18 protein-coding genes are annotated in these 22,216 nt (G+C 61.2%); 9 read left to right on the top strand and 9 right to left on the bottom strand.

Annotated elements, in window-relative coordinates; genetic code table 11:
* The first annotated feature begins 241 nt into the window (after positions 1 to 241).
* The gene (locus BUS42_RS33345) at positions 242 to 1,804 is read left to right on the top strand and encodes a B12-binding domain-containing radical SAM protein (protein WP_074314339.1); all 1,563 of its coding nucleotides are present in this window, start codon (positions 242 to 244) and stop codon (positions 1,802 to 1,804) included.
* 41 nt (positions 1,805 to 1,845) lie between these two features.
* Here the strand turns inward: BUS42_RS33345 and asnS are convergent, their stop codons facing one another.
* Positions 1,846 to 3,255 carry an asparagine--tRNA ligase gene (asnS, locus tag BUS42_RS33340; RefSeq protein ID WP_074315625.1) on the bottom strand — a complete coding sequence of 470 codons (1,410 nt, stop codon included), beginning with the start codon at positions 3,253 to 3,255 and terminating at the stop codon, positions 1,846 to 1,848.
* 376 nt (positions 3,256 to 3,631) lie between these two features.
* Here asnS and BUS42_RS33335 point away from each other — a divergent pair, with 376 nt between their 5' ends.
* The gene (locus BUS42_RS33335; protein ID WP_074314337.1) at positions 3,632 to 4,036 is read left to right on the top strand and encodes a GNAT family N-acetyltransferase; all 405 of its coding nucleotides are present in this window, start codon (positions 3,632 to 3,634) and stop codon (positions 4,034 to 4,036) included.
* Between the two features lie 278 nt (positions 4,037 to 4,314).
* Here BUS42_RS33335 and BUS42_RS33330 read toward each other — a convergent pair whose 3' ends face one another.
* The 4 genes from BUS42_RS33330 to BUS42_RS33315 form a co-directional block, all read right to left on the bottom strand.
* Complete coding sequence (locus BUS42_RS33330) at positions 4,315 to 5,733, bottom strand: efflux RND transporter periplasmic adaptor subunit (RefSeq protein WP_074314335.1); 1,419 nt, start codon at positions 5,731 to 5,733, stop codon at positions 4,315 to 4,317.
* Positions 5,734 to 6,004: 271 nt separating this feature from the next.
* Positions 6,005 to 7,417 carry a DUF1501 domain-containing protein gene (locus BUS42_RS33325; protein ID WP_074314333.1) on the bottom strand — a complete coding sequence of 471 codons (1,413 nt, stop codon included), beginning with the start codon at positions 7,415 to 7,417 and terminating at the stop codon, positions 6,005 to 6,007.
* Between the two features lie 152 nt (positions 7,418 to 7,569).
* Positions 7,570 to 8,379, bottom strand: a complete 810-nt coding sequence (locus BUS42_RS33320; RefSeq protein WP_074314331.1) for a hypothetical protein — start codon at positions 8,377 to 8,379, stop codon at positions 7,570 to 7,572.
* Positions 8,380 to 8,718: 339 nt separating this feature from the next.
* Positions 8,719 to 10,569 carry an efflux RND transporter periplasmic adaptor subunit gene (locus tag BUS42_RS33315; RefSeq protein ID WP_254053959.1) on the bottom strand — a complete coding sequence of 617 codons (1,851 nt, stop codon included), beginning with the start codon at positions 10,567 to 10,569 and terminating at the stop codon, positions 8,719 to 8,721.
* A gap of 554 nt (positions 10,570 to 11,123) precedes the next feature.
* On the opposite strand from BUS42_RS33315, the gene BUS42_RS33310 reads away from it, so the two are divergent.
* The 3 genes from BUS42_RS33310 (at position 11,124) to BUS42_RS33300 (ending at position 13,668) form a co-directional block, all read left to right on the top strand.
* Complete coding sequence (locus BUS42_RS33310) at positions 11,124 to 11,588, top strand: nuclear transport factor 2 family protein (RefSeq protein ID WP_074314329.1); 465 nt, start codon at positions 11,124 to 11,126, stop codon at positions 11,586 to 11,588.
* An 82-nt stretch (positions 11,589 to 11,670) separates the two neighbouring features.
* Positions 11,671 to 12,651, top strand: a complete 981-nt coding sequence (locus BUS42_RS33305; RefSeq protein ID WP_074314326.1) for an aldo/keto reductase — start codon at positions 11,671 to 11,673, stop codon at positions 12,649 to 12,651.
* A gap of 21 nt (positions 12,652 to 12,672) precedes the next feature.
* Complete coding sequence (locus BUS42_RS33300) at positions 12,673 to 13,668, top strand: TauD/TfdA family dioxygenase (RefSeq protein ID WP_074314323.1); 996 nt, start codon at positions 12,673 to 12,675, stop codon at positions 13,666 to 13,668.
* 69 nt (positions 13,669 to 13,737) lie between these two features.
* Here the strand turns inward: BUS42_RS33300 and BUS42_RS33295 are convergent, their stop codons facing one another.
* The 3 genes from BUS42_RS33295 to BUS42_RS33285 all read right to left on the bottom strand — a co-directional run bounded on the left by BUS42_RS33295 (position 13,738) and on the right by BUS42_RS33285 (position 16,954).
* A complete protein-coding gene (locus BUS42_RS33295; RefSeq protein WP_216821108.1) occupies positions 13,738 to 14,163 on the bottom strand; it encodes a MauE/DoxX family redox-associated membrane protein in 426 nt (141 codons plus the stop codon).
* Positions 14,164 to 14,564: 401 nt separating this feature from the next.
* On the bottom strand, positions 14,565 to 15,656 hold the full coding sequence (locus tag BUS42_RS33290) for a zinc-binding dehydrogenase (protein ID WP_074314317.1): 1,092 nt from the start codon (positions 15,654 to 15,656) through the stop codon (positions 14,565 to 14,567).
* 17 nt (positions 15,657 to 15,673) lie between these two features.
* Positions 15,674 to 16,954: a DUF5690 family protein gene (locus BUS42_RS33285; RefSeq protein WP_216821107.1), complete on the bottom strand. Its 1,281-nt coding sequence runs from the start codon at positions 16,952 to 16,954 to the stop codon at positions 15,674 to 15,676.
* Between the two features lie 119 nt (positions 16,955 to 17,073).
* Between BUS42_RS33285 and BUS42_RS33280 the strand changes: the two genes are divergently transcribed.
* The 4 genes from BUS42_RS33280 to BUS42_RS33265 all read left to right on the top strand — a co-directional run bounded on the left by BUS42_RS33280 (position 17,074) and on the right by BUS42_RS33265 (position 20,324).
* On the top strand, positions 17,074 to 17,667 hold the full coding sequence (locus tag BUS42_RS33280) for a phosphonate degradation HD-domain oxygenase (protein ID WP_074314314.1): 594 nt from the start codon (positions 17,074 to 17,076) through the stop codon (positions 17,665 to 17,667).
* 5 nt (positions 17,668 to 17,672) lie between these two features.
* On the top strand, positions 17,673 to 18,794 hold the full coding sequence (locus tag BUS42_RS33275; RefSeq protein WP_074314312.1) for a TIGR03364 family FAD-dependent oxidoreductase: 1,122 nt from the start codon (positions 17,673 to 17,675) through the stop codon (positions 18,792 to 18,794).
* Entirely contained in the window at positions 18,791 to 19,573 is a 783-nt protein-coding gene (gene phnX / locus BUS42_RS33270; protein WP_254053957.1) for a phosphonoacetaldehyde hydrolase, read from the top strand. Before BUS42_RS33275 ends, phnX begins: the two co-directional genes overlap by 4 nt.
* A 250-nt stretch (positions 19,574 to 19,823) precedes the next feature.
* The gene (locus BUS42_RS33265; RefSeq protein WP_074314310.1) at positions 19,824 to 20,324 is read left to right on the top strand and encodes a DinB family protein; all 501 of its coding nucleotides are present in this window, start codon (positions 19,824 to 19,826) and stop codon (positions 20,322 to 20,324) included.
* A 302-nt stretch (positions 20,325 to 20,626) separates the two neighbouring features.
* On the opposite strand, the gene BUS42_RS33260 is transcribed toward BUS42_RS33265, so the two are convergent.
* Complete coding sequence (locus BUS42_RS33260) at positions 20,627 to 20,965, bottom strand: hypothetical protein (protein ID WP_074314308.1); 339 nt, start codon at positions 20,963 to 20,965, stop codon at positions 20,627 to 20,629.
* Positions 20,966 to 22,216: the final 1,251 nt, after the last annotated feature.

Genomic DNA, 22,216 nt, shown 5'->3' with positions numbered 1-22,216 from the left:
GGGAGCTTACGCTCGCCGAGAAACGCGGTCCGACGCCGATCGAGTCGATCAATGCCCTCGGATTGCGACGCCGGTACGGCACCGCTATGATCGGGATTGGATCGACGGTAAAGCTCGCGGTCCTCGCTCCTTGAGAGGTTGGCCAAGCTCGGCGGTCCGCCCGACGCCCTCGTCGTCGAAGCGATTTCGGCATCCAAGGGTGTTGCGTCGGGCTCCGCCTGCCCCGGAGCTTACCCGGACCATGGCCGACATCGTCTTGATCAGCCCTCGGTTCAACGTCTCCTACTGGGGTCTGGAACATGCCCTCCCGTTGATCGGCAAAAAGGCCAACATGCCGGTCGCCTGTCTCCCGCTCCTGGCCGCGCTCACCCCTACTGAGCACACAATCACCTTGATCGATGAGAACGTCGAAGCGATCGACTTCGAGCGTTGCGCCCAGGCTGACATCGTCGGTGTCACCGGCATGATCGTCCAGCGGCGGCGAATGCGGGAGATCCTCACGGAACTGAAACGACGGGGCACATTCGTCGTCGTGGGAGGCCCCTGGGCCACGGTGCAGGAAGCGGACTTCGAGGCACTCGCGGATGTCCGGTTCGTGGGCGAAGCCGAACAAACCTGGCCCCAGTTCCTGCTCGACTGGCAACGAGGGGAGCACCGAGCCCGTTATGAACAGGCCGACAAGACCGACATGACGAGGGTCCCCACCCCGCGATTCGACCTCCTGAAGATGCGCCACTATGCCTTTGGCAGCCTTCAATTCTCGCGAGGCTGCCCGTTTCAGTGCGAATTCTGCGACATCATTGTCACCTTCGGACGCAGGCCGAGGATCAAGACGACCAAGCAGGTCATCGCCGAACTGAATGCCCTCCGCGAGCAAGGGATTCACATGGCATTCATTGTCGATGACAACCTCATCGGCAACAAAAAAGCCATCAAGGAAGTCCTTCGCGAGGTGATCGTCTGGCAGGAACGGCACGGCTACCTGATGACGTTCTTCACCGAGGCCTCGATTGACCTGGCCGATGATCCGGAATTACTCGGCCTGATGGACGAAGCCAACATTGTGAGTGTTTTCATTGGTATTGAGAGTCCTAATGAAGCCGCGCTTCGCGAGACGAAAAAGTTTCAGAACGTGAGGGCAGGGGGGACGCTGGTCGAAAAGGTTCACCGCATCCAGGATGCCGGGATCGAGGTCTGGTGCGGCATGATCATGGGCTTCGACCACGACGACGCGACCATCTTCGACACCCAGTTGAAGTTCATCGCCGAGGCCCGGATCATTCAGGTCATGGCCGGGATGCTCTTCGCCATTCCGAAGACTCCACTCTACGACCGGCTCGCGGCGGAGGGCCGGCTCGACCTGGCCGACGAACCTGAGTTCGGCACGAACGTCATTCCCCTGCAACTCGATCGCATCGAGTTACGCGACGGGTATCTCCGTGTCTTGAGCGAGTTGAACGAAGCCGAGGCCTACTTCAACCGGTTGGAGGACCTTTATCTCAAGGGTCGACTCCGCTACAGCCGAGGGGCGAACCGGTACTGGGATCGCCATCCGTTGCGCTGGGTTCAGGCCAAGGGCCTCCTCTTGTTGCAGGCCATCGGGTTGCTGACCCGAATCGCGATCGTCGTGCCCGAGCCCGCACTTCGCCGCGAATATCTGCGACGAGTCTGGAGGCTTCTCAAAGTCCGCCGCGATCCGGAAGTGCTCTGGATCTACGTCATCAAGTGCGCCATGCATTACCACGCGCACACGATGGCCCGGCAGATGAGCGAAGGGGTCGCGCCCGTGGTCAATTCCTATTAGGACAGCCCACCGCCTGCGCGGAGCAATCTATTGCAGCTCGATCAGAACTCGGCGTTCCCCGGGGTGCGGGGGTAGGGGATCACGTCACGAATATTGGCCATTCCGGTGGCGTAAATGATCGTTCGCTCGAAGCCGAGTCCAAAACCGGCATGGGGGACGGTGCCATATCGCCGGAGGTCGCGATACCAGGCGTAGTGCTCCTTGGAGAGCCCAAGTTCGTCCAGCCGAGAGTCGAGAACGTCGAGACGTTCTTCGCGCTGGGAACCACCGATGATTTCACCGATCCCGGGGGCCAAGACGTCCATGGCGGCCACCGTCCGGCCGTCATCGTTCATCCGCATATAAAAGGCTTTAATGTCCTTAGGGTAGTTCATCAGGACCACGGGCCGGCCCACGAGCGACTCCGTGAGGTAGCGTTCGTGCTCGGACTGGAGGTCGATCCCCCACTTGACGGGGAACTCGAACTTCTCGCCGTGAGCCTGGGCCTTCTCGAGCGCCTTGATCGCGTCGGTGTACTCCATCCGCTCGAAGCTCGCGGCGACGAACTTCTCGAGTCGGGTGATGCAGTCCTTATCAACGTGCTGGGCGAAGAAGGCCATATCGTCAGGGCACTGATCGAGCACGGTGCGGAAGAGAAACTTCAAGAACTCTTCAGCCAGGTCCGCGTCGTCGGAGAGGTCCGCGAAGGCGAGCTCCGGTTCGATCATCCAGAATTCGGCGAGGTGCCGCGTCGTGTTCGAGTTCTCTGCGCGGAAGGTGGGGCCGAACGTGTAGACCCGGCTGAGGGCCAGGCAGTAGGCCTCGACATTCAACTGTCCCGAAACGGTCAAACTGGCGGCCTTGCCGAAGAAGTCGGCGGAGAAATCCACGTCGCCCTGTTCATCGCGCGGCGGATTCGCCAGGTCGAGGGTCGAGACTCGGAACATCGCCCCCGCCCCTTCGGCATCGCTCGTCGTGATGATCGGGGTATGCACCCAGAGAAAGCCGTGTTCGTGGAAGAACCGATGGACGGCCGACGAAAGGCAGTCCCGAACCCGCGCGACCGCCCCGAAGGTGTTGGTTCGAGGGCGCAAATGCGCCACGGTTCGCAAGTGCTCAAACGAGTGCCGCTTGGCGGAGACCGGATAACTGTCCGGGTTCTCCACCATCCCGATCACTTCGACCCGATCGGCCTGGACCTCGAAGCGCTGTCCTTTTCCCTGCGACTCGATCAGAGTTCCGACCACGCGAACCGCGCAGTGCGTCGTCAGGTGAAGGATTTCCGATTGATAATTCTCCAGAGTCGCCGGCGCCACCGCCTGGATGGGATCGAAACAGGAGCCATCGTGAATCTGGAGAAACGAGAAACCGGCCTTGGAGTCGCGTCGAGTGCGGATCCAGCCCTCGAGAGTCACCTGCAACCCCACCGGCACGCGACCGGTCAGATAATCCTTGATCGTGTGCTTCGTCATTGAATGTTCCCCGAGGCTGAATCGCTCGCCCGCCCGATAATTATGGACAGCCGCCGCCGGCTTGTCCACTCAGCCTCGTAGGCCCGGCACCCCCTCCCGCACTCACCTGATTTACGCCCTGGTCTCCCTGGCCGAAGTCCCCTCGTCCGCGTGCTCGCGAGGGCTGGATCCCACCAGACCGGGATCGTGGCGAAACCATCCTGTGAAGGGACAACCTTGCGACCCTGCGGATCCGCTCTTATCCTGAAAAAATGCAAATCCGCGCCTGAACTCAACCGGATCTGGGATGTCCTTCCTTCGGGACCAATGGTGGGATGCCCGCGACCCCTGAGATTACGCGTTACTCAATGCTCGGCACTGGGATCGGAGTCGACCGATGGATTTGACCTACCAAACAGAGACCGAGCTCGAACCGGCCGAGTTCATCGATCTCCTGACGCGTTCCACCTTGGCGGAACGTCGGCCCGTGGACGATCTCGAAACCATTCAAGGCATGCTTGCCCACGCGGATCTCATCATCACCGCACGCCACAATGGCCTCTTGGTTGGCGTGTCGAGGGCTCTCACCGACTATCATTTCTGCACATATCTTTCTGATCTCGCCGTCGACGAAACCTACCAGAGGCAAGGGATTGGCCGGGAATTAATCCGGCTGACCCATGAAGCGGCCGGTCTCAAAACGACACTCATCCTGCTGGCCGCGCCAAAGGCTCGCGACTATTATCCGCGGATCGGGATGGCCCATCACGACTCGTGCTGGATCATCCCTCGTCGCGATTAAATTCGCAAGCCGCCTGCTCAGACATCTGTAGGGCCGCCACGGCCCACCTGGTTCCGCCCCATCGCGAGAGACGGGCACCCACGCACGCCAATCCGCCTGGAAAAGCATGGTGGGCCGTGCCAACCCTACAACATACTCTCACATAGGCGTCTTTTGTAGGCTGGGCACGGCCCACCAGGTTTCGCCCCCTATATTGGCCGGGCACCCACGCATGCCAAGCCGCCTCGAAAAGTATGACGGCCGTTCCCACCCTACAAGACCCACTCTCACCTGCGTGTTTAGAGGGCAGCCGCCGCGACATCGGAAGGTTCGAGCACGATCTTTTCCCCCTCCTCGAGCCCTTCAAGGACTTGGGTGTAAACCGCATTCCTCTGACCGACTTTAACCTCGCGGCGCTCGATTCCACCATCGCCGATCACGTAACAGACCTCCTGGCCTTTCTCGACCGTGATCGCGACGGGAGGAAGCACCAACACCTCGGGAATTTTTGACGTGATGATCTCGATCTCGGCCGACATCCCGGGACGCAGGCCACTCGGGATGGTCTCGAGACGCACCAGAGCGATGTAATACTTGACGTCCCCCGCCCCCGAGTTCTGGTCGAACAACGGCAAGCGAGCGACCGAGGTCACGATTCCCTCGGCGGATCGGCCCGGGAGCGCCTCGAAGCGGACCCGTGCGGGCATACCGACATCGACTCGGTCAACGACGGTCTCATGAACCATCGCCTGAACCTCCATGCGATCGAGATCCGGTAGATAAAACATGCGCTGGCGTTGGCGAATCGAAGCGCCTTCCCAGATCCGTTGTGGCTCGCCCGGCTCGTTCGCATAAATGACGAAGCCGTCGTTAGGTGCGCGCATCATGCAGCGCTGCACCTGGTCCTCGAATAAGGCGAGTCGATCCTGCTCGAGCTTCAATCGGGTCGACTGGAAACTCAGATTGGCCCGCGCCCCCTCGACTTGACTCTGGAGCGAGCGTCGGTCGCGCGGGAGACTGTACCGTCGATAGTTATCGTAAGACATCTGAATCTGATCGAGGGCAAACTTCAAGCGAAGCAGCGTCTCTTCCTCACCCGAGACCACGCTCAACGAGACGTAGCCTTTGGTCAGCATCCGCTTGGCCCAGGCCAGGCGATCTTCCTGGCGAGCGAGGCCCGAGGTATTCAAGGCGACCTGTCCCTCGAATTCCTGCTCAGCTTGCCGGACACTCCCCTCCAGATACGACTGGAGGTTGATCTCGGCAATCTCGAGGTTGAGTTGCGCCTCAAGCGTTTCAGCTTCCGCTTTTCTCACGCCGATCAATTGCCGGCGGACGAGTTCTTGATAGTCCGCGGAGTCAAGCTCGCAAAGCAGATCCCCCTTCTTGACCACTGACCCATCAGGGATCACGCTCAGAATCGTCGACGACCCACTCGAGGAGACGGAGCCGCCGGCGCCTGGGCTTGCCAGTCGTTGCAGCGTGCAACGAATCTCCGAATTATTCATGCTCGCCGCGCGTCCCGCCGCCGTGATCGAGGTCGTCAGCCAGTTGACTCGACGAACCGGCACCGACCGGAACTTCTCATAAGGATCGGTCTTCCGGCGGATCCCGCTGAAATCGGGGGATGACGGAGCGAAGAGGGCGATGAGAACCACAATGATTGCGAGAACCGTGATCTTCGATCCAAGGCCCCAGGAAAGCCAACCTCGTTGCATCGAAGAATTTCCTTTTGGTGAATTCTTGATTGCGCGGAGAGCCGGCTCCACCTGGCATCAACATCGACGCGCCGGCCCCCGGATCTCGGAGTGTGACCTGCTCCGATAGAGGAAGTAGGCGGCAAACCCTCGATCCTTGCCCTTCGGGTTTCCTCCTGTTTTCCAACTCGCTCCGAGGATTGCTCGAAGTCGACTCCCCGATTCAGGATACGATCGCATCGGGGGTCACCGACCCGCTCGCTACGAGCACGCTCGGAGGGACCTCTTTCCTCTAGAGGATGTCGCGAATCACCTCGCCTCGGCTCAGCGGGTAGGGCCGTCCGAGGGTATCGCGGAACTCCGTTTGCGGCGTGTGTCCCAGGCAGTGGAGGATGGTCGCGGCCAAATCTTCGGGACCGACTTTCCCCTCGCGAGGATAGGCGCCGAGGCGGTCGGACGATCCGAACACCTGGCCGCCGCGCACGCCGCCCCCCGCCAGCGCCACCGAGAAGACCGAACCCCAGTGACCTCGACCACCGTTGCCGTCCAGCCTTGGGCTTCGACCGAACTCCGCCATGCAAACGACCAGGGTTTCGTCGAGCAAACCTCGACCTTCCAGATCGGTCAAGAGCGCGCCCAGGGCCCGATCCGTGGGAGGTACCAGCACATCTCTCAGTCGGGCAGCTTCGTTCGAGTGGCTATCCCAACAAGGGTTCGCGGGGGGTTCGTCCGGTCCCCGGTACCAGTTGACCTGAACCAGCCGGACTCCCCGCTCGACGAGTCTCCGAGCGAGTAGGACTCCTTGACCAAACGGCGTCTTGCCATACTGCTCGTGGTTCGACTCCGGCTCGAGGTCGAGTCGAAACGCCTGACGGGCGCGCGGAGAGTGGAGCAGGTCGAAGGCCCGGATCGACCGTTCGTCCAACCGCTTGGCGACCGGATCCTCCGCCAGCGCATCGAACCGATGTTGCAACCGGTCGAAGAGCTCCTTGCGACGCCCCAGCCGCTCCAGATCGAGATCGGCGGGCAGGTCGATTTCTTGGATCCGATACCCGGCGGAGCTCAGTCGCGCATTCAAGAGCCAAGGGTCCTGAGCACGCCCCAAGAACCCCGCGTCCTGCCCTGGCCAGACGCTCCCGTCGGTATTGACGATCCGGCCAGGCAGGGTGATCGTCGGAGGGAGGTCGCCTCGATCCGACCGGAGCCGGCCGAGCATCGCGCCGAGGCTGGGCGCGTCGTTCGGAGGCCCTGGGTTGGCGTTCTCGAAATTCATCGGCTGATGAGGCCGACCCGTGAGCATGTAATAGCCGCTGGAAGAGTGGGCATTGTCCCGGGTGGAGACCGCGCGGAGGATGCAGAGCTTGTCGGCCACCCTGGCCATCCGTGGCATCAGCTCGCTGAGGGAGAGCCCCGGAACGTTCGTGGCGATCGGACCGAATTCACCTCGGACCTCGGCCGGTGCATCCGGTTTGGGGTCCCAGGTCGAGTGCTGGGGAGGCCCTCCCATCAGGAAGAGGAGAATGCACGACTTCGCCCGGCCGAACGAGGAGTCAACCAACCCGGGAACCGTCGAGGGAACCTCGGCACCGGCCAAGTCCGCAAGGCTCAGACCCGAGCCAAGAATCCCCAGACCACCGATCCGGAGGATCTCTCGGCGGCTCCAGCCATCACACAGACGGACACCAGGGCCCAGCAAGCGGAGCATGGACGCCTCGCAACTCATTGGAGAGGAACCAGCGGACAACATTTGCTAAACAATAGCCACGTTATCAGCCATTTCCCTCCGATTCAAGCGAGTGTCTCGCCAAGCTGTCCAGACTGACCTCGCGCTGGGACTCGCAACGGAACGAAAAGAAATCAAGAATTGTCGATCGCCGAAGGGTCTTGATGAAGATACTGCCAGCGGTCGATCAACTCGCGAAGTTCGCCGAGCCCATCAATGAAGTCATAAGCCGACAAGTCGACCATACCGACCCCCCGAGCTTGCTCGAAAACGCGGCTCCACTCCACGGAAGGCACCGTCCCGCCGGTTTGCGTCGGCGCGTCGCTGATTTGGTTCGACGCGGTGTCGACCTGCTCGCTCAATTCACTGCGATCGCGTTCCGCTTCAATGGCCCATCCCGAAACCCTCATGACGCCCATCGCCATTTCCGTTTCGTTATCCGGCACGTACCCCGTCGACTCGGAACCGGTCTCAACCTGACCGACGGTCGCCTCCAGTTCAACGCTTGCCGGCTCGTCATGGACCAGCGCCGGCAACGCTTCCACCGCTTGGGCCAGTCGCTCGGATTCCGCGGCCGGCTCGTCGGGAATCGGCGGAGAATCCACGGCCACGACGGGGGCAGTCCGCTCCGTCAGGTCGCGAATTTCCACCGGTTCAGGGCCAAGCGCGGGCAAGAGCGGGGACGCATCGGGAATCGAGGCCGAAGCGATCGCGGCCGAATCGGGCCGATCAGATCCTGAAGCCTTGCGTGCTGCAAGCTGTTCAAGATGTCGTTCAAGGCCATTGATGAAGCCGTCGAGAAATTCCTTCTTCTGAGGCTGGAAGAGCCGGGTCGCAAATCGACTGCGATCCTGCTTTGCCTTCTTGAGCCAGGCCTCGACCAATTCCGGGGTGCCTCGAATTAGGTGCTCGGCTTCGGAAGTACCCTCGTAGTAAGGCGTCATGGTTCGCCCTTGAATTAGGAATGCGGCGACTTCACCGCGAGGTTGCGCGCTTCCTTTTCAAAGTGATCGGCATCTCGCACGCATTTCTCGCGGATCGCCTGGTAGTGACACGACGGCCTATTGTATCAAGTTTGCGGCCGCGAAACAGAACGCCCACGCCGGTCCGACCCAACCCGCAAAGTTGAGCCCTACAAGAAGTCGTCCAGGGCGACGCCGCTCGTGAAGCAAGCCCCTCACGACCAGAACCGCCCTCAATCGGCACGCTTCAGCCGGACGCGCGCGAATTTCAACATTGATGGACCTCAAAAGAATCATTGTGTCGTTCCGCGAGCGGCTCGATTAGGGCAGATTCATCGTGGGTGCCGAACGGAGGATCGAGCTCTCGGCCGGTCGTGCCGAAGGCAAAGGCTTTGCCCCATTGGGGCTGGGCAGGGGAACCGACGCGGCCGGTACCAACAGGGTGCCGGGTTCGCTTCGGGAATGTCCGCGGGTCGCCGGATTGAGTCGGCTCTCGGCGTCGATCAAGAACGCGCCGGCCGTGGCGACCTTCTCGCCGGGGTGAAGCCCGTCGAGTACCGAGATCCGGTCGCCCGATCGCGGTCCGAGCACCACCCTCCGCCCTTCGAACACTCCCGGAGTCGTCTCGACATAAACCACCTGGGCGGTCCCGGTGTCGATGACTGCCGAGTCCGGGATGCTGAGGACTTCCTGCACAGGCGGAGGGGCGAGTCGGGCCAGGTATTTGGCCGGCTCCCCCTTCACTTTCGAAGTGCAGGCGCGGCAGCAGACCCAGACACGCCGCCCGTCCAGCTCGACGGCGATCGGATCGCCCATCGAACCGAGCTTCGCATGCGTTACCGGACACTCCGTCTGCGGCGCGGAGTTGCCCGCAACCTGGCGGACCTGACCACTCCGTTCGCGAAACAACGGCGTCTCCGCCATCAAGGTCTTGAGCGTGACCGTGGCGAACATGCCGGGCCGGAGGCCTCGGTCCTGGTTGTCGAGGTCATAGCGGACCTCGATCGTGCGGGTCGTCGGTTCGACCCGCGGCTGAACAAACGCCACCTGGCCCTCGAACCGCCGGCCCGGATCGGAGCGCACCGTCGCCTCGACCGATTGCCCGACGCAGACCAGGCCGACCTGATCCTCATAGACTTGCGCCTTGACCCAGACGGTCGAGAGGTCGGCAAGCTCAAACATCGCCTGTCCCTCCGCGACGTACTGCCCTTGAACGACGTTCTTCTGGACCACGACCCCAGCGATCGGGGCAATGATCGGCAATCGGTCGACCGCCTTGCCCCGGGCGATGATCTCGTCGCTCTGGGCCTGGGTCAACCCCCAAAGCTTGAGCTTCGCTTCGGCCAATCGCACCGGTTCGACTCCGTCCGCCGCGACCGCGCGACCCGAGCCAGGCGGAGTACGGGGCGTCTCGCGACTCGACCGTTTAGCCAGCAAGAGTTCCTGACTCGCCTGGAACAGCTCGGGACTGGAGAGCTCGCCCAATTTGTCGCCCGCCTTGACGGCCACTCCCGTGAAGTTCACCGCGAGTGTTTCGACCCGCGCCAACCCTTTGAATTGGGACGCAACCTGGGCGCGCTTGCGCTCGTCGTATTCCACCGTGCCGACCGTTGTCAGAGTCTCGGTCATCGGCGAATAACCCACCTCCACCGTCTGAATCCCCGCCTGCCTGATCCGGAACGGGGCCAGCTCGATCCGAGCAGTCACTCCCTCGGCGAGTGTCGCCCTCTCCTCCTTCTTGCGCATCGAGAGCGGCATGCCACAGATCGGACAACTCCCCGTGTCGTCGCGGACGACGTGCGGGTGCATCGGACAGAAGAACTCCATCGTCGACGTCACCACGCGCCGCTCTTCCGAGGGACGCGTCCACTTGTCGTACTGATTCCAGATCGTGTCCCAGTAGGCGAACACGAGCCCGGTGATCGCCATCAACGCGATGAACCGAAGCCGCAACTCGACCACCCTGACGACGAGGCGAAACTTCTGCCAACGCGTCAGCGGCGCGGGCGGCTCAGAGGCCAACGATCCCGAGGACTCGGGAAAATCGAGTGAAGACATGTGGCTGATCTCGCTCCCCACTTCGCGCCGCTTCCGGCCATTTGCAAATTCCGACCCAACCCGAACCAGCGTGGCATCCCAACGGACCCGGTAGGCACGGCCCACCCAAGCCATGATTTCGAGAATCGGGTGGGTCAGGCCCAATCCACGGCCGAAGCGCCGGCTTCAGCCTGGCGATTTACCGGGTCTCGGCAACTGCCAAGCAAAGAAACGGGCCAACACAAACTCTTCTGGATACGGGTTGTACTGAATCTGCGGGTTCTTCCCCATTTTTATCAATCGCGCGGCAGCGATTGCCATCCGCTTCCCGATGAAACTCAAGCCTACCACTCATTAAGGGTGCCTGGGGACTCTACGCTTTTTTATGATCGGGCGAACTTGCGGGAGCGCGCACCGACCAGTGGTCTCGCGACTCCTCCCCCTCGATCCTGGCAGGAACTTCCCCAAGGGCTAAGTTTTCTGGCATTCGTGTGGTCCGCTCGATACCATGCAAAGCGGGTCGAGGCGACAGGTCGGTCGGCTCGTTCGCAACGGCGAAGGGCTGAAAATTCGCCTTCGAGTCGAATCAGACGATGCGTAAGCCACCCCATTCTCGTTCGCTTCGAGGAGTGGACAATTCCTCGTCATACGAGACGTACTGAGACCCCTCATCGATCGGAGCTCCACCCATGATGCGCACGGTCCTGGTCACTCTCGCACTGGTTTTGCCGACGACGACGGCCTGGACCCAGGAATCGGACGCCAAGAAACTGGCGCAGGAGATCGTGGATAAGGGGTCAGCCCTGTACGACACCAAGGATGCGCCCGCCATGGCGGCGACGTACACGGAAGATGCCAAGATTCACTGGTACTCGAAGAAGGATTCCGGAGAGGTGGAGGAGGGGACGAAGAACGGACGTGCCGAAATCGAAGGCGTCTATCGCGACCTGTTTAAGGACCCGAACAATAAAACGACGTCCAAGAACACCGTCGAGCACGCGCGATTCGTGGCTTCCGACATCCTGATCATCGAAGGGGTTTTTCAGCCGAACGTCGCCGCAACGGGAAAATTCCCGTTCGTCCAGGTGAGAATCAAAGAGGGAGATAAGTGGCTCATGAAAACCCTTGAATTTTTTGCCGTTTCGCAAGACTGAGACGTCGATTCGTCCGTGTCGGCCCGGCCACTACCCGCGCTCCTTGCTCTTTCAAGTTCGCTCGCTCTCTGGAGACTCATGAATGCTTTCGACGACGACGCTCAACTCGGGCGACGCAATGCCGCTGATCGGTCTCGGCCTCTGGAAGATCGAGCGTGCCGACGCTTCCCAATCAGTCCGCGAAGCGCTTCGCCATGGCTATCGCCATCTCGATAGCGCCTGCGATTACGGGAACGAAGCGGAGGTCGGCAATGGTATTCGCGAGGCCCTCGCCGAGGGGTCCTGTCGTCGCGAGGAGCTCTGGGTCACCTCGAAGCTCTGGAACACGTACCACGCCAAGGAGCACGTCCGCCTCGCGGCGGAACGAAGTCTTCGTGACCTCGGCCTTGACGTGCTTGATCTGTACATGATTCATTTTCCGATCGCGATGGAATACGTCCCGTTCGACCGGAACTATCCGCCGGGATGGATCACGGACCCCGCGCACCCGGAGCGCGGTATGAAACTCGCCAAGGTTCCGCACCATGAGGTCTGGGCGGCGATGGAAGACCTCGTGCAAGCCGGACTTGTACGAAATATCGGCATCTGCAACTACAACACCGCCTTGCTTCGTGACTTGCTTTCGTACGCCAAGATCCGGCCCGCGGTCCTGCAAGTCGAGCTTCACCCCTACCTCACCCAGGAAAAACTCCTGCGTTTCTGTCGTGAGGAGGGAATCGCGGTGACCGGCTTCTCCCCGCTCGGTGCGCCCTCCTACGTCCCGCTGGGGGCGGCGACCCTTGATGAATCGGTGATGGAGCAACAGGTGGTGCGCGACGTGGCCCAGCGGCACGGCAAGACCCCCGCGCAGGTGGTCTTGCGCTGGGGTGTGCAACGTGGAACGGCCATTGTCCCCAAAACGTCAAAGCCGGAGCGAATGGTCGAAAATCGATCGATCTTTGACTTTGCGCTGACGGACGACGAGATGCGCTCGATCTCCGCCCTGAATCGCAACCGCCGATTCAACGACCCGGGGGTCTTCTGCGAAGCGGCGTTCCACACATTTTGCCCGATTTATGAATAAGCACATTCCAGGGTTTCGATCATGAATGATCCCCAAGTGCAAGTGTTTCCACTGGCCGTGCCGGGTCAGCAGTGGCATGACGGCGAGCCATTCCCATTGGTCTGGGAATCTCGCATGCCGGACTTTGACTTTGCGGCCGTCGAAGCCTGGATCGCGTCGAACCGTGAGGATTTCTGTCACCAGGCGAATCGACACGGAGCCATCCTCTTCCGAGGCTTCCCCCTGGTCACGGCCGAGGATTTCGACCGGTTTGTCGCGGCCTTTGGTTTTGAGAATTTCCCGTACGAAGATTCCCTATCGAACGCGGTGCGCATCAATCGAACGCCGCGCGTCTTCACGGCGAATGAAGCCCCGCCGACCGTCGAGATCTTCTTGCACCACGAAATGGCGCAAACCCCGCGTTATCCGAGTCGGCTCTTTTTCTTCTGTGAGCAGCCGGCGGAGCACGGAGGAGCGACTCCGATCTGTCGCTCCGACCTGCTCTGGAGCCGCCTGGTCGAGCGTTGTCCCGACTTCGCCCGCGATTGCCTGGAGAAAGGGCTGACGTACTCCAACGTCATGCCGACCGCCAACGACCCGAACTCTGGCATGGGCCGAAGCTGGCAGAGCACCCTGAGCGCGGCAACCCGCGACGAAGCCGAACAGCGTCTCAAAAGCTTGGGCTATCATTGGGAGTGGCTCGACGACGGCTGTCTCCGCGCGACGACCCCCGTCCTTCCCGCAGTCCACCACCTCGCTCCCGGCCGCAGCTCCTTCTTCAATCAATTGATCGCGGCCTACTGTGGTTGGAAAGACAGCCGGAATGATCCCGCAAAATCGATCACCTTCGGCGATGGTTCTCCGCTGGATGGAACCGCCGTGCGGGTCGCTATCGAGTTGGCCGATGAACTCACCTTCGACATCCCATGGCAAGAAGGGGACGTGGCACTCGTGGACAACCTCGTGGCCATGCACGGCCGACGGACCTTCTCAGGGCCCCGAAAGATCCTCGCCTCGCTTGCTTGTCCTAACACGTAGCAATCAAAGAAGCGGCATTCATCGAAACCTGATCACCGCTGGGGCATTTCGCCTCGTCAGTGATTTCAATCAATCGGAAGAAATTGGCTCCGGCGGCGCTGTGCCTTGAGCGGCCAACAGGAAAGCGCCGGCGGCCGCGGTCCAGACCGAGTACGAGAGCGGCGGCTCGGGACCGAGTGCGGTCGTCATCGCAACCGCGAACGTGACGAGGAGAACCCCACTGGCAAGCGCGGACCATCGGACCCGACAGCCAATGAGGAGGGCAACGGCGAGCACGATCTCGGCGGCGGTCGCCGACCAGCCGGCGACCGACACGAGCGAGTCAGGCAGAAAGGGAAGAAGCGTCTTGGTATACCCCAGGAACGCGGGGAATCCGCCCCACGCCACGCCGGGTGTTCCTAACGGTCCCCAGAGCCCAAAACGGTCCGCGACCGCCGAGAGGAACCCGGCGGACAACGCAATTCGCATCGCGACGGTCGATAGTCGCTTTTCCATGGCATTCATTCTCGTCGCTCACGCCTCGAACGAGTCTTTCTTGAGGGCTTCATTCAGGAAGACGATTGAACGTTCGAGGGTGTGACATGACGGAGGATTTCGGTCGAGAGTCATTCTCGAAGTGCGAAACAAACTTATCAAGGTCGGCCATCCGGTCCGTCCATGCCTTCTCGGCCGGCTTGTGACGTGGCCTCCACGAGCTCGACGCGCGAGTGTTTGAGCCGAGGTGGTTGCATGGACCGAATTTCCGAGACTGTCGCCACGCTACCGGGTCTCCGCCCAGCCCCAGGTGGCCCGTATCCATCAACACAGTGCCGTTACTACAGTATCGAATTTTCCAATCGGCCAGATGTGTTTAGTTTTTTAAACCTAACACCTATTAATAAAACGAGCGACATCCCTCACCGGTCGCAACGGTCCGGCCGAACCCCAACCCTGATCGCCCTGGGATCACGGCCCTGAGTGAACGCTTCCGCGACCGAGGAAAGCGGGAGCCAGTGAGCGACGAGGGCGGCAAACGGGAATTGACCGTGATGAGCCGAGAGGAAATCGACGGCGGCAAGCAAATGCCAAGGTGCGTAATTATGAATTCCTCGAATCGTCAAGTGCCGGCGCACGATTTGTTCGAGAGAGATCGAGACGGGCGGGGCGGGGAAGACCGAGCCGACCAAAACGAGTGTACCGCCCACTCGAATGTGCGGCCAGGCCGTCTCAAACGCGGAGGGATGGCCGGAGAGTTCGAGTACCACGTCAAAACCATGCGGACCCGTCACTTCGGCCGCGAGCGTTGCGAGATCGCCCGGCTGGGCGACGCGACTGGCTCCGAAGGACAAGGCGCGTTCGCGCCGAGTGTCGTTGGGATCGATGCAGACCACTTCTCCCGCCCCCTGGACTCGTGCCATGGCGCAGGCAGTCAGCCCAAGCATGCCAGCGCCAAACACGCAGACATGCCGCCCTTGCAAATCACCGGCGGCCTCAAGGGCGGCGGCGATCGTGGCAGTCGCGCAGCTCGCGGGGCAGGCGACCTCGATTGGTAACGGATCGGGTAGGCGCACGATCCCGGTGCCGGCGACAAGAAGACAGTGCTCGGCGAGCCCGCCCAGCAACGCTCGTCCGGGACGGAATGGCTCATGCCCATACTTGATCGCGTTCAGGCATTTTTGCGGCAACCCGCGGTTGCAGAAATCGCAATGACCGCAATTCGCGACGATCGCCCAGGTGACCCGATCGCCAACCTTGAGTTCTTGACCAGCCAGGTCACAGGTCGGAACGTCCCCGGCGAACTCAACGATCTCACCGACGATCTCGTGACCAAGTACTGTCGGTACGGGCACCGGACGGCGGCCCTCAACACTGTGCAAATCGCTCCCACACAACGTACAGCCAAGGACTTGAACGAGGATTTCCGACGGTTGCAACGCAGGGATCGCCAACCTTCGCAGTTCAAGCCGGTCGGGAACACCGTCGAAAACCGCCGCGCACGAATGAGTCATAAGTCATCTCTGAGAGATCAGGCGTTCTCGACCGGCGTTTCCATCGCTGCAAAATAACGCCAGCAGAGCACCAGGCAGACGGTCGCGAGCCCGACTGCGAGCCAGCAGGCGCGGGTCAGCAGCCCGAGGAAGTCAACCTCACCGTGGTACGCATTGCGCGAGAGCATGACGATCACGTAGCCGAGATAGCCGATTGAGTCGGCGACGTACATCAGAAATCCAATGTTACCTCGATCACGGGTCATGGCAAGGAGTCGTTCGAACACCGTCGTATGGATCGCGACGTAAGGCAGATAGAACCCCAGTCCGATAAGGACCATGAACCCGAAACCTCCGATGAGTTCGTACTGTCGAGCGAGTAACGCGACCGCTAATAGGCCGAACCCGACTCCGCACGTCGCCAGAGAGGTCAGGAAGGCGCGGCGATTGTCTCGGATCAGGACCGCCCCACCGTTGATGGCGAGAACGCCGAGGGCCACGAGGATTTCCGAGCGTGTAAAGGTTCCCGGTTGGGCGGGCTTGCCGAGCCCTCGCCAGATTTCCGGAGCAAAATCCGCCCGAATGCTCCGCAGAATCGTCACACTGAGGTAAACCAGAATGATCGGGATCAGGCCGAAGGCATAGCGACACATCAACGACCACCGATCGGATTGGCTCATCGTGAATCGCTTGGCACGCGCCTTGATGTCTTGAGGATTTGGTGGGGGGATCCGGGCGAGCATCGCAACACAAAGACCGAGGGGAAGCAGAAACAGCGCCCCCGCGACGCTCGGCATCCAGTCCTCAGGGATCCCTTGCTCGAGCAGGTAGGCGCCCACCGACTTGGTCACGCCATCCGCCAGGATGAAACTCGCGCAGAGTCCGGCGGTGAGCGCCTCGGTGAGCCGCCTGCCTTCAAGGAGTCCCAATACCAGGCCGAAAACCATGCCGAGCGGCAGTCCATTCATGAAGAGACAGACCGCGTTCCACGGTCGAGGGATGAGACCAAAAAGCACCAGTGAGAATTCCGCAAATAAGACCAGCCACATGATGCTGATCGCTCGGCGCTGGGGCGGCATCTCGGCAATGATCTTGATGCCCAGGAACTTCGATACCATATAGCCCGCCACTTGCGACGTCACCAGGACGGTTTTGAAACCGATGCCCCAGACGGACGTCTCCGCATAACCCGCGGCCGTGAACGGCTTCCGAAACGCATACATGCTGAAATAACTGCCGAACGCGGCCAGGAGGGCCCAGACGGCCCAAAAGAATTCATGCTTCCGCTCGACCTGGTGCCTCGAGGGGAGTATTTCCACGGTCGGGTTCATGAAGGCACCGATGGTTTTTGACGGAACAATCTACGTCGTCAATCGCCGGCCCAGTATACTGAACACCCGACGGCCCGATAATTAAGATTTTATGAGGATTTCAAAAGGTGTCTCAGGACGGTTCGCCCAGCGCCGAATGTACGACGGAAGAGGTCCTTCGACTGTTCCGCGAGCACGGCGATTCACGCTATGGCGGCGAGGCGATCACACAACGCGAGCATGCCTTGCAAGCGGCGATGTTCGCCGAGCGTGAGAACGCTCCGGCGTCGTTAATCACGGCGGCGTTGCTCCACGATGTCGGCCACCTGCTGCACTCACTCCCGGACGACGCGCCCGAGCAGGGGGTCGACGACCGCCACGAAGCACTCGCCGCCCGTTGGTTGGAACGGCGATTCGGACGCGACGTGGTTGAACCCGTCCTCATGCACGTGGCCGCCAAACGGTATCTTTGCGCGACGGACCCGAACTACTTGACCGAGCTCAGTCCCCCCTCGGTCTTGAGTCTCGGGCTCCAAGGTGGCCCGATGTCCCCCGACGAGATCCACCAGTTCCAGGCACATTTATACTATAACGCGGCTCTGGCGCTCCGCCGCTGGGACGACAAAGCGAAGATACCGAACCTCGAAACTCCATCGCTTGAACATTTCGTTTTCTACATCACGCAATCCATTGCGAATTTCAAGAGCAAGAAAGGATCGTAGTCTCGATGGATGTGGGCGTGATTGGAGCAGGAATCGTCGGATTGGCTCACGCTTGGTCGGCCGCCGAACGCGGGCATCGCGTCACCGTCTTCGAGCGTTCAGGACAGGCCAGTGGCGCATCGATCCGAAACTTTGGCATGGTCTGGCCCATCGGTCAACCCGCCGGCGAATGGCACCACGTCGCGCTCAGGAGTCGAGAGCGTTGGCTGGAACTCTCCAAGGCCGCGAACTTGTGGGTGAATCCTTGTGGATCGATTCACTTGGCCCATCGCGACGACGAATGGAGCGTTCTTCAAGAATTTCATGCGCTTGCGCCTCGCCTCGGTTTTGATTGTACGTTGCTTTCCGCCGGTCAGGTGATCGAACGAACCCCTGCCGCGAATCCCGAGGGATTGAGGGGGGGACTGCATAGCCCGACCGAGTTGTGCGTCAACCCCGTCACCACAATCCGAAGCCTCCCTGAATGGCTGACGAAGACGTATGGCGTCCTGTTCGCGACTCGGACGGCGATCACGGAGATCGACTCGGGATGGGTGACGAGCGCGGACGGCCGGCGGTGGGATCTGGATCGAGTGATTGTCTGCGGAGGTTCCGACCTCACGACCTTGTTCCCAACGGTGCTTGCCCAGTCGGGCTTGAAGCTTTGCAAGCTGCAGATGATGAAGACGCCCCTCCAAGCCGCGGGGTGGCGGATGGGTCCACATCTCGCGAGTGGGCTCACGTTGCGGCACTACCGCAACTTTGAGGTCTGCCCGAGTCTCGCCGCGGTGAAGGCGCGGGTCGCGATGGAAACGCCGGAACTTGACCGCTATGGCATTCATGTGATGGTGTCACAAAATGCGGAAGGCTGCCTGATTCTCGGCGATTCCCATGAATACGACTCCGAGATCGAGCCGTTCGACAAAACGTTGATCGACGAGCTCATCCTCCGAGAATTGCGGGCGATCGTGCGGCTTCCCGACTGGACCATCTCGGAGCGCTGGCACGGGATCTACGCAAAGCATCCGAGTGCCCCCTGGTTTACCGCCGAGCCCTTGCCCGGCGTCTTCGTCCGTACGGGAACCGGAGGCGCGGGGATGACGATGGCATTCGGCCTTGCCGAACTCGATTGGAGTCGTTGGTCATGAACCGTCTGGATTTGCGTTCTCTCGAAGCCGTGATTTTCGACTGGGCGGGCACGACCATCGACTACGGTAGCCGTGCTCCAACACAAGTCTTCCTTGAAATCTTCAAGCAACGAGGCGTTGAAATCACTGTTGCGGAAGCTCGAGGCCCGATGGGGCGTGCGAAACGCGACCACATCGCCGCCGTGGCCTCGTTACCGCGCGTCGCCGCGGAATGGCGGCAACGCTTCGGGCACGAACCCACGGACGCCGACGTGCAGGCGATGTACGACGACTTCCTGCCGCTCCAAAAAGCAACGTTGGCCCAGGGATCGAACGTGATTCCGGGAATTCCTCAGGCCATTGCCGCACTCCGCGACCGTGGCTTGAAAATTGGATCGACGACCGGCTATACCCGTGCCTTGATGGAAGTCGTTGCCCCGATCGCGGCCCGCGGCGGCTACGCGCCCGACGTCATCGTCTGCTCCGACGACGGACCGGCCGGCCGACCCGATCCCTGGATGAATCAACGAGCCGCCGAACTCCTGGGAGTGCTCTCGATGAGCTCGGTCTTGGTGGTGGATGATACGGCCGTCGGCATCGAAGCGGGCTTGAACGCGGGCGCCTTGACCGTGGCGGTGACGCAAACCGGTAACGCCCTCGGCCTCTCCGCCGAGGAAGTCGCTCTGCTTCCTGCCCCGGAACTCCAGGCCAGGCTCACCCAGATCGAGCAGGACTTCCGCTCGCTCGGCGCACAGATGATCATCCCCTCGGTCGCTCAGCTTCCCTTGCTGTTTCGCTAAACAAGTCGCCAACAACCCGCGTTTGCCGATTGTGCAGGAGAGCGGTTTCCGCATCGGTTTCGTGCTTTGGGACCATGGACGCCCCGCCTGCATTCAAAGTGCGGCGGGATGATGGGGTTCCAAGCTTCCGAAAATGGCGATTGAATCTGCGCCCATTTGTATCGCTATGGACAAACGTACCGCGAGCCAGTAGGGTGACAAAAATGGCTGGCGGCAATCGACCGTAACTGTGACTTCAAAGGAGGGAACCATGAGCTTCGGCCAATCGATCCTACCCGAATTCGACCAGGAGATGGCGAACACGCGCAAGGTGCTCGAGCGCATCCCGGATGACAAGCTCGACTGGAAGGCTCACCCCAAATCCAACACGATCGGCTGGGTGGGGGCACACCTGGCGGAGATTCCGGGTTGGGTCGAGGGCACCTTGGCGCACGAGACCTGGGACATCAACCCCGTGGGTGGCGAGCCCTACAAGACCACCAAGGCGACCAGCCGAGAGCAACTTCTCGGGATTTTCGACACGAATGTCGCGGCGGCTCGCAAAGCGCTCGCGGCCACGACGGACGACGCGTTCGCGAAGGAATGGTCGCTGCTCTCCCAAGGTCAGCCCATCCTGACCATGCCTCGCACCACGGTCATTCGGAGCCTGGTGATCAACCATACGATTCATCACCGCGCAATGCTCTGTGTCTATCTGCGATTGAATGACATCCCGGTCCCGGGGATGTATGGCCCCTCAGGGGACGAGTGAGGAACGGGTGCACCGCAGCGCACCGTGTCGTCGCACTCGGTGCCTATTTTTCCCACTCCTCCGAGCGAGGACGGCGACGATGACCGGGCCATCTTTCTCCGTGGCCCGATCGGAATCGAGTCCCAAGGGGAACCTGGGTGCCACGGGTTCCGTACGCGGAACCCGTGCGCCACAGGCCAAGGCGATCGCCCCCGAGTTCCCAGCCTCCAACCCGAGGCCTCGGAAATCGGTCCGCGCTCACGGAGTGTTTCGATAGGTATCCACGGCAGAGAACGGCTCGGGAAGAACCGGTGGGCCAGCGATCATACGGCCTTGTGAGGGCTCCGGGCCTTCGCGTTACGCTTGGGGGCGGGAGCGGGGGCCGCTTCCTGTCCCAGCGGCTTCCAACTCAGTTGGACAAGTGCTTGCCCGGTGATCGGATCCGTCGTCCCGAGGTCGACGACGTCGGTGAGCGAGACGAGAACCGAATCCCCTCCCTTGACGTACGACGGCTGCTGGCCCGCCCGCGACTGGGAGAGAGCAAAGAGAACGGTGTCCCCCACCGCAAGCGACCCGCCAGGGGGCAGCGGGACCACGGCCCCGCAACTTCGGCCTCGCTCGATCTCGGAAATTCGCTGTTCGTTCGCTGGGTAGCTGTTCATATCGAGGTCCGCCCAAGGGTTAAAGTTCCAGTCAGCAATCGCACGGCGGGCGCAGCTTCTTGAGACACGATCAGAACGGACCGATCGGGTCCGGACGATCACGAGTGGAATTCGCCAGATCCTTCGCAACCGGGCTCAAGGTCGATCACGAGGATCGTTGCTCACAGTCTCCGCCAATCCGGCGGCGTTCCTGGAGCGGTTGGCGGCCGACTGGCAATCCGGATCATCGAGCCAAGGTCACCCGGCCTGAGCGTGCCGGTGCGCCGTTCGGATCCCGCCTCAACGGAGCGGAACCAGAGTCGATCCCTTCGTTCCAGGGTGCGCGTGCGTCCCCGTGGAAGGTCGCTCGCGTTTGGGGATTCCCCAAGGCGCTCGATTCGGGGAGTCGCCCGTTCGCGCCAATCACGTACCCGTTTGGAGTCAAGCAATCCACGTGCGGCATTTTATCCAAATTTGAAGAAAGCATCAGACGCATATCGACCCTCGGGGCGTTCGTTTCGGGGTCGTGAACGAGCAACTTTTGCTGAAATTCAAACGGGCATGAAACGTGCGTGTGAAAAAATAAGGGATCGAGACCGAAACCAGAGCGCGAGCGATTCCACGACGGTCAGTGTACCAACTAAAGCATACCAAAACCTCGGATCACTGGATAGAACCTGGCGGTCCTTGCGCGAAAACCGCACTTGCATTCCCGCGGGGGCGGTCCTATTCGTCCACGGATCGAACCGTTGCTGATCGTGAGTTGGCTCGCGGTTGGGGCATGCAGCGATCGAAGGAAAAAGATCACGGTCCGAACGCTCCAAGGAACAATCAATTCAACAATTCGAGTCAGTTTCGCTTGAATCGGCCGGACTATTTTGAAGTGGCGAACTGTGGGATCGTGCCACCAGGGGACCGAAGGCGTTCGCTTTTGGCGGGTCGGCCGCTCCGTTTCGGCGCCCGGCGCGCGACCCGACCGGGCACGTCACCGAGGAAGCGAACCCGCGGACGGCTGTTGCCGTTGGTGGATTTCAGGTCGTCGATCCTGACTTACGGTTCAGGAGTCAACTCTCGCCCTTCGGAGATTTCGGGGCGAGCCTTGCAGCCGGCACTCCAACCGAATCCGGGATCGTCAGTGCGTCGTGGCCTTACGACCCGTCAGGGATTATCTTGGAGGGTATCGGATGTGTTTCCTCCAACAAGCAGGGCCAAGTGAAGTTGGAGCGACTCCAAGTCAGAGGCACCCACGGACTCAGTCGAGTCGCGGGCTCT

This window comes from Singulisphaera sp. GP187 (genome assembly GCF_900129635.1).
Classification (GTDB): Bacteria; Planctomycetota; Planctomycetia; order Isosphaerales; family Isosphaeraceae; genus Singulisphaera.
This window is presented reverse-complemented; position numbering and strand designations above follow the sequence as displayed.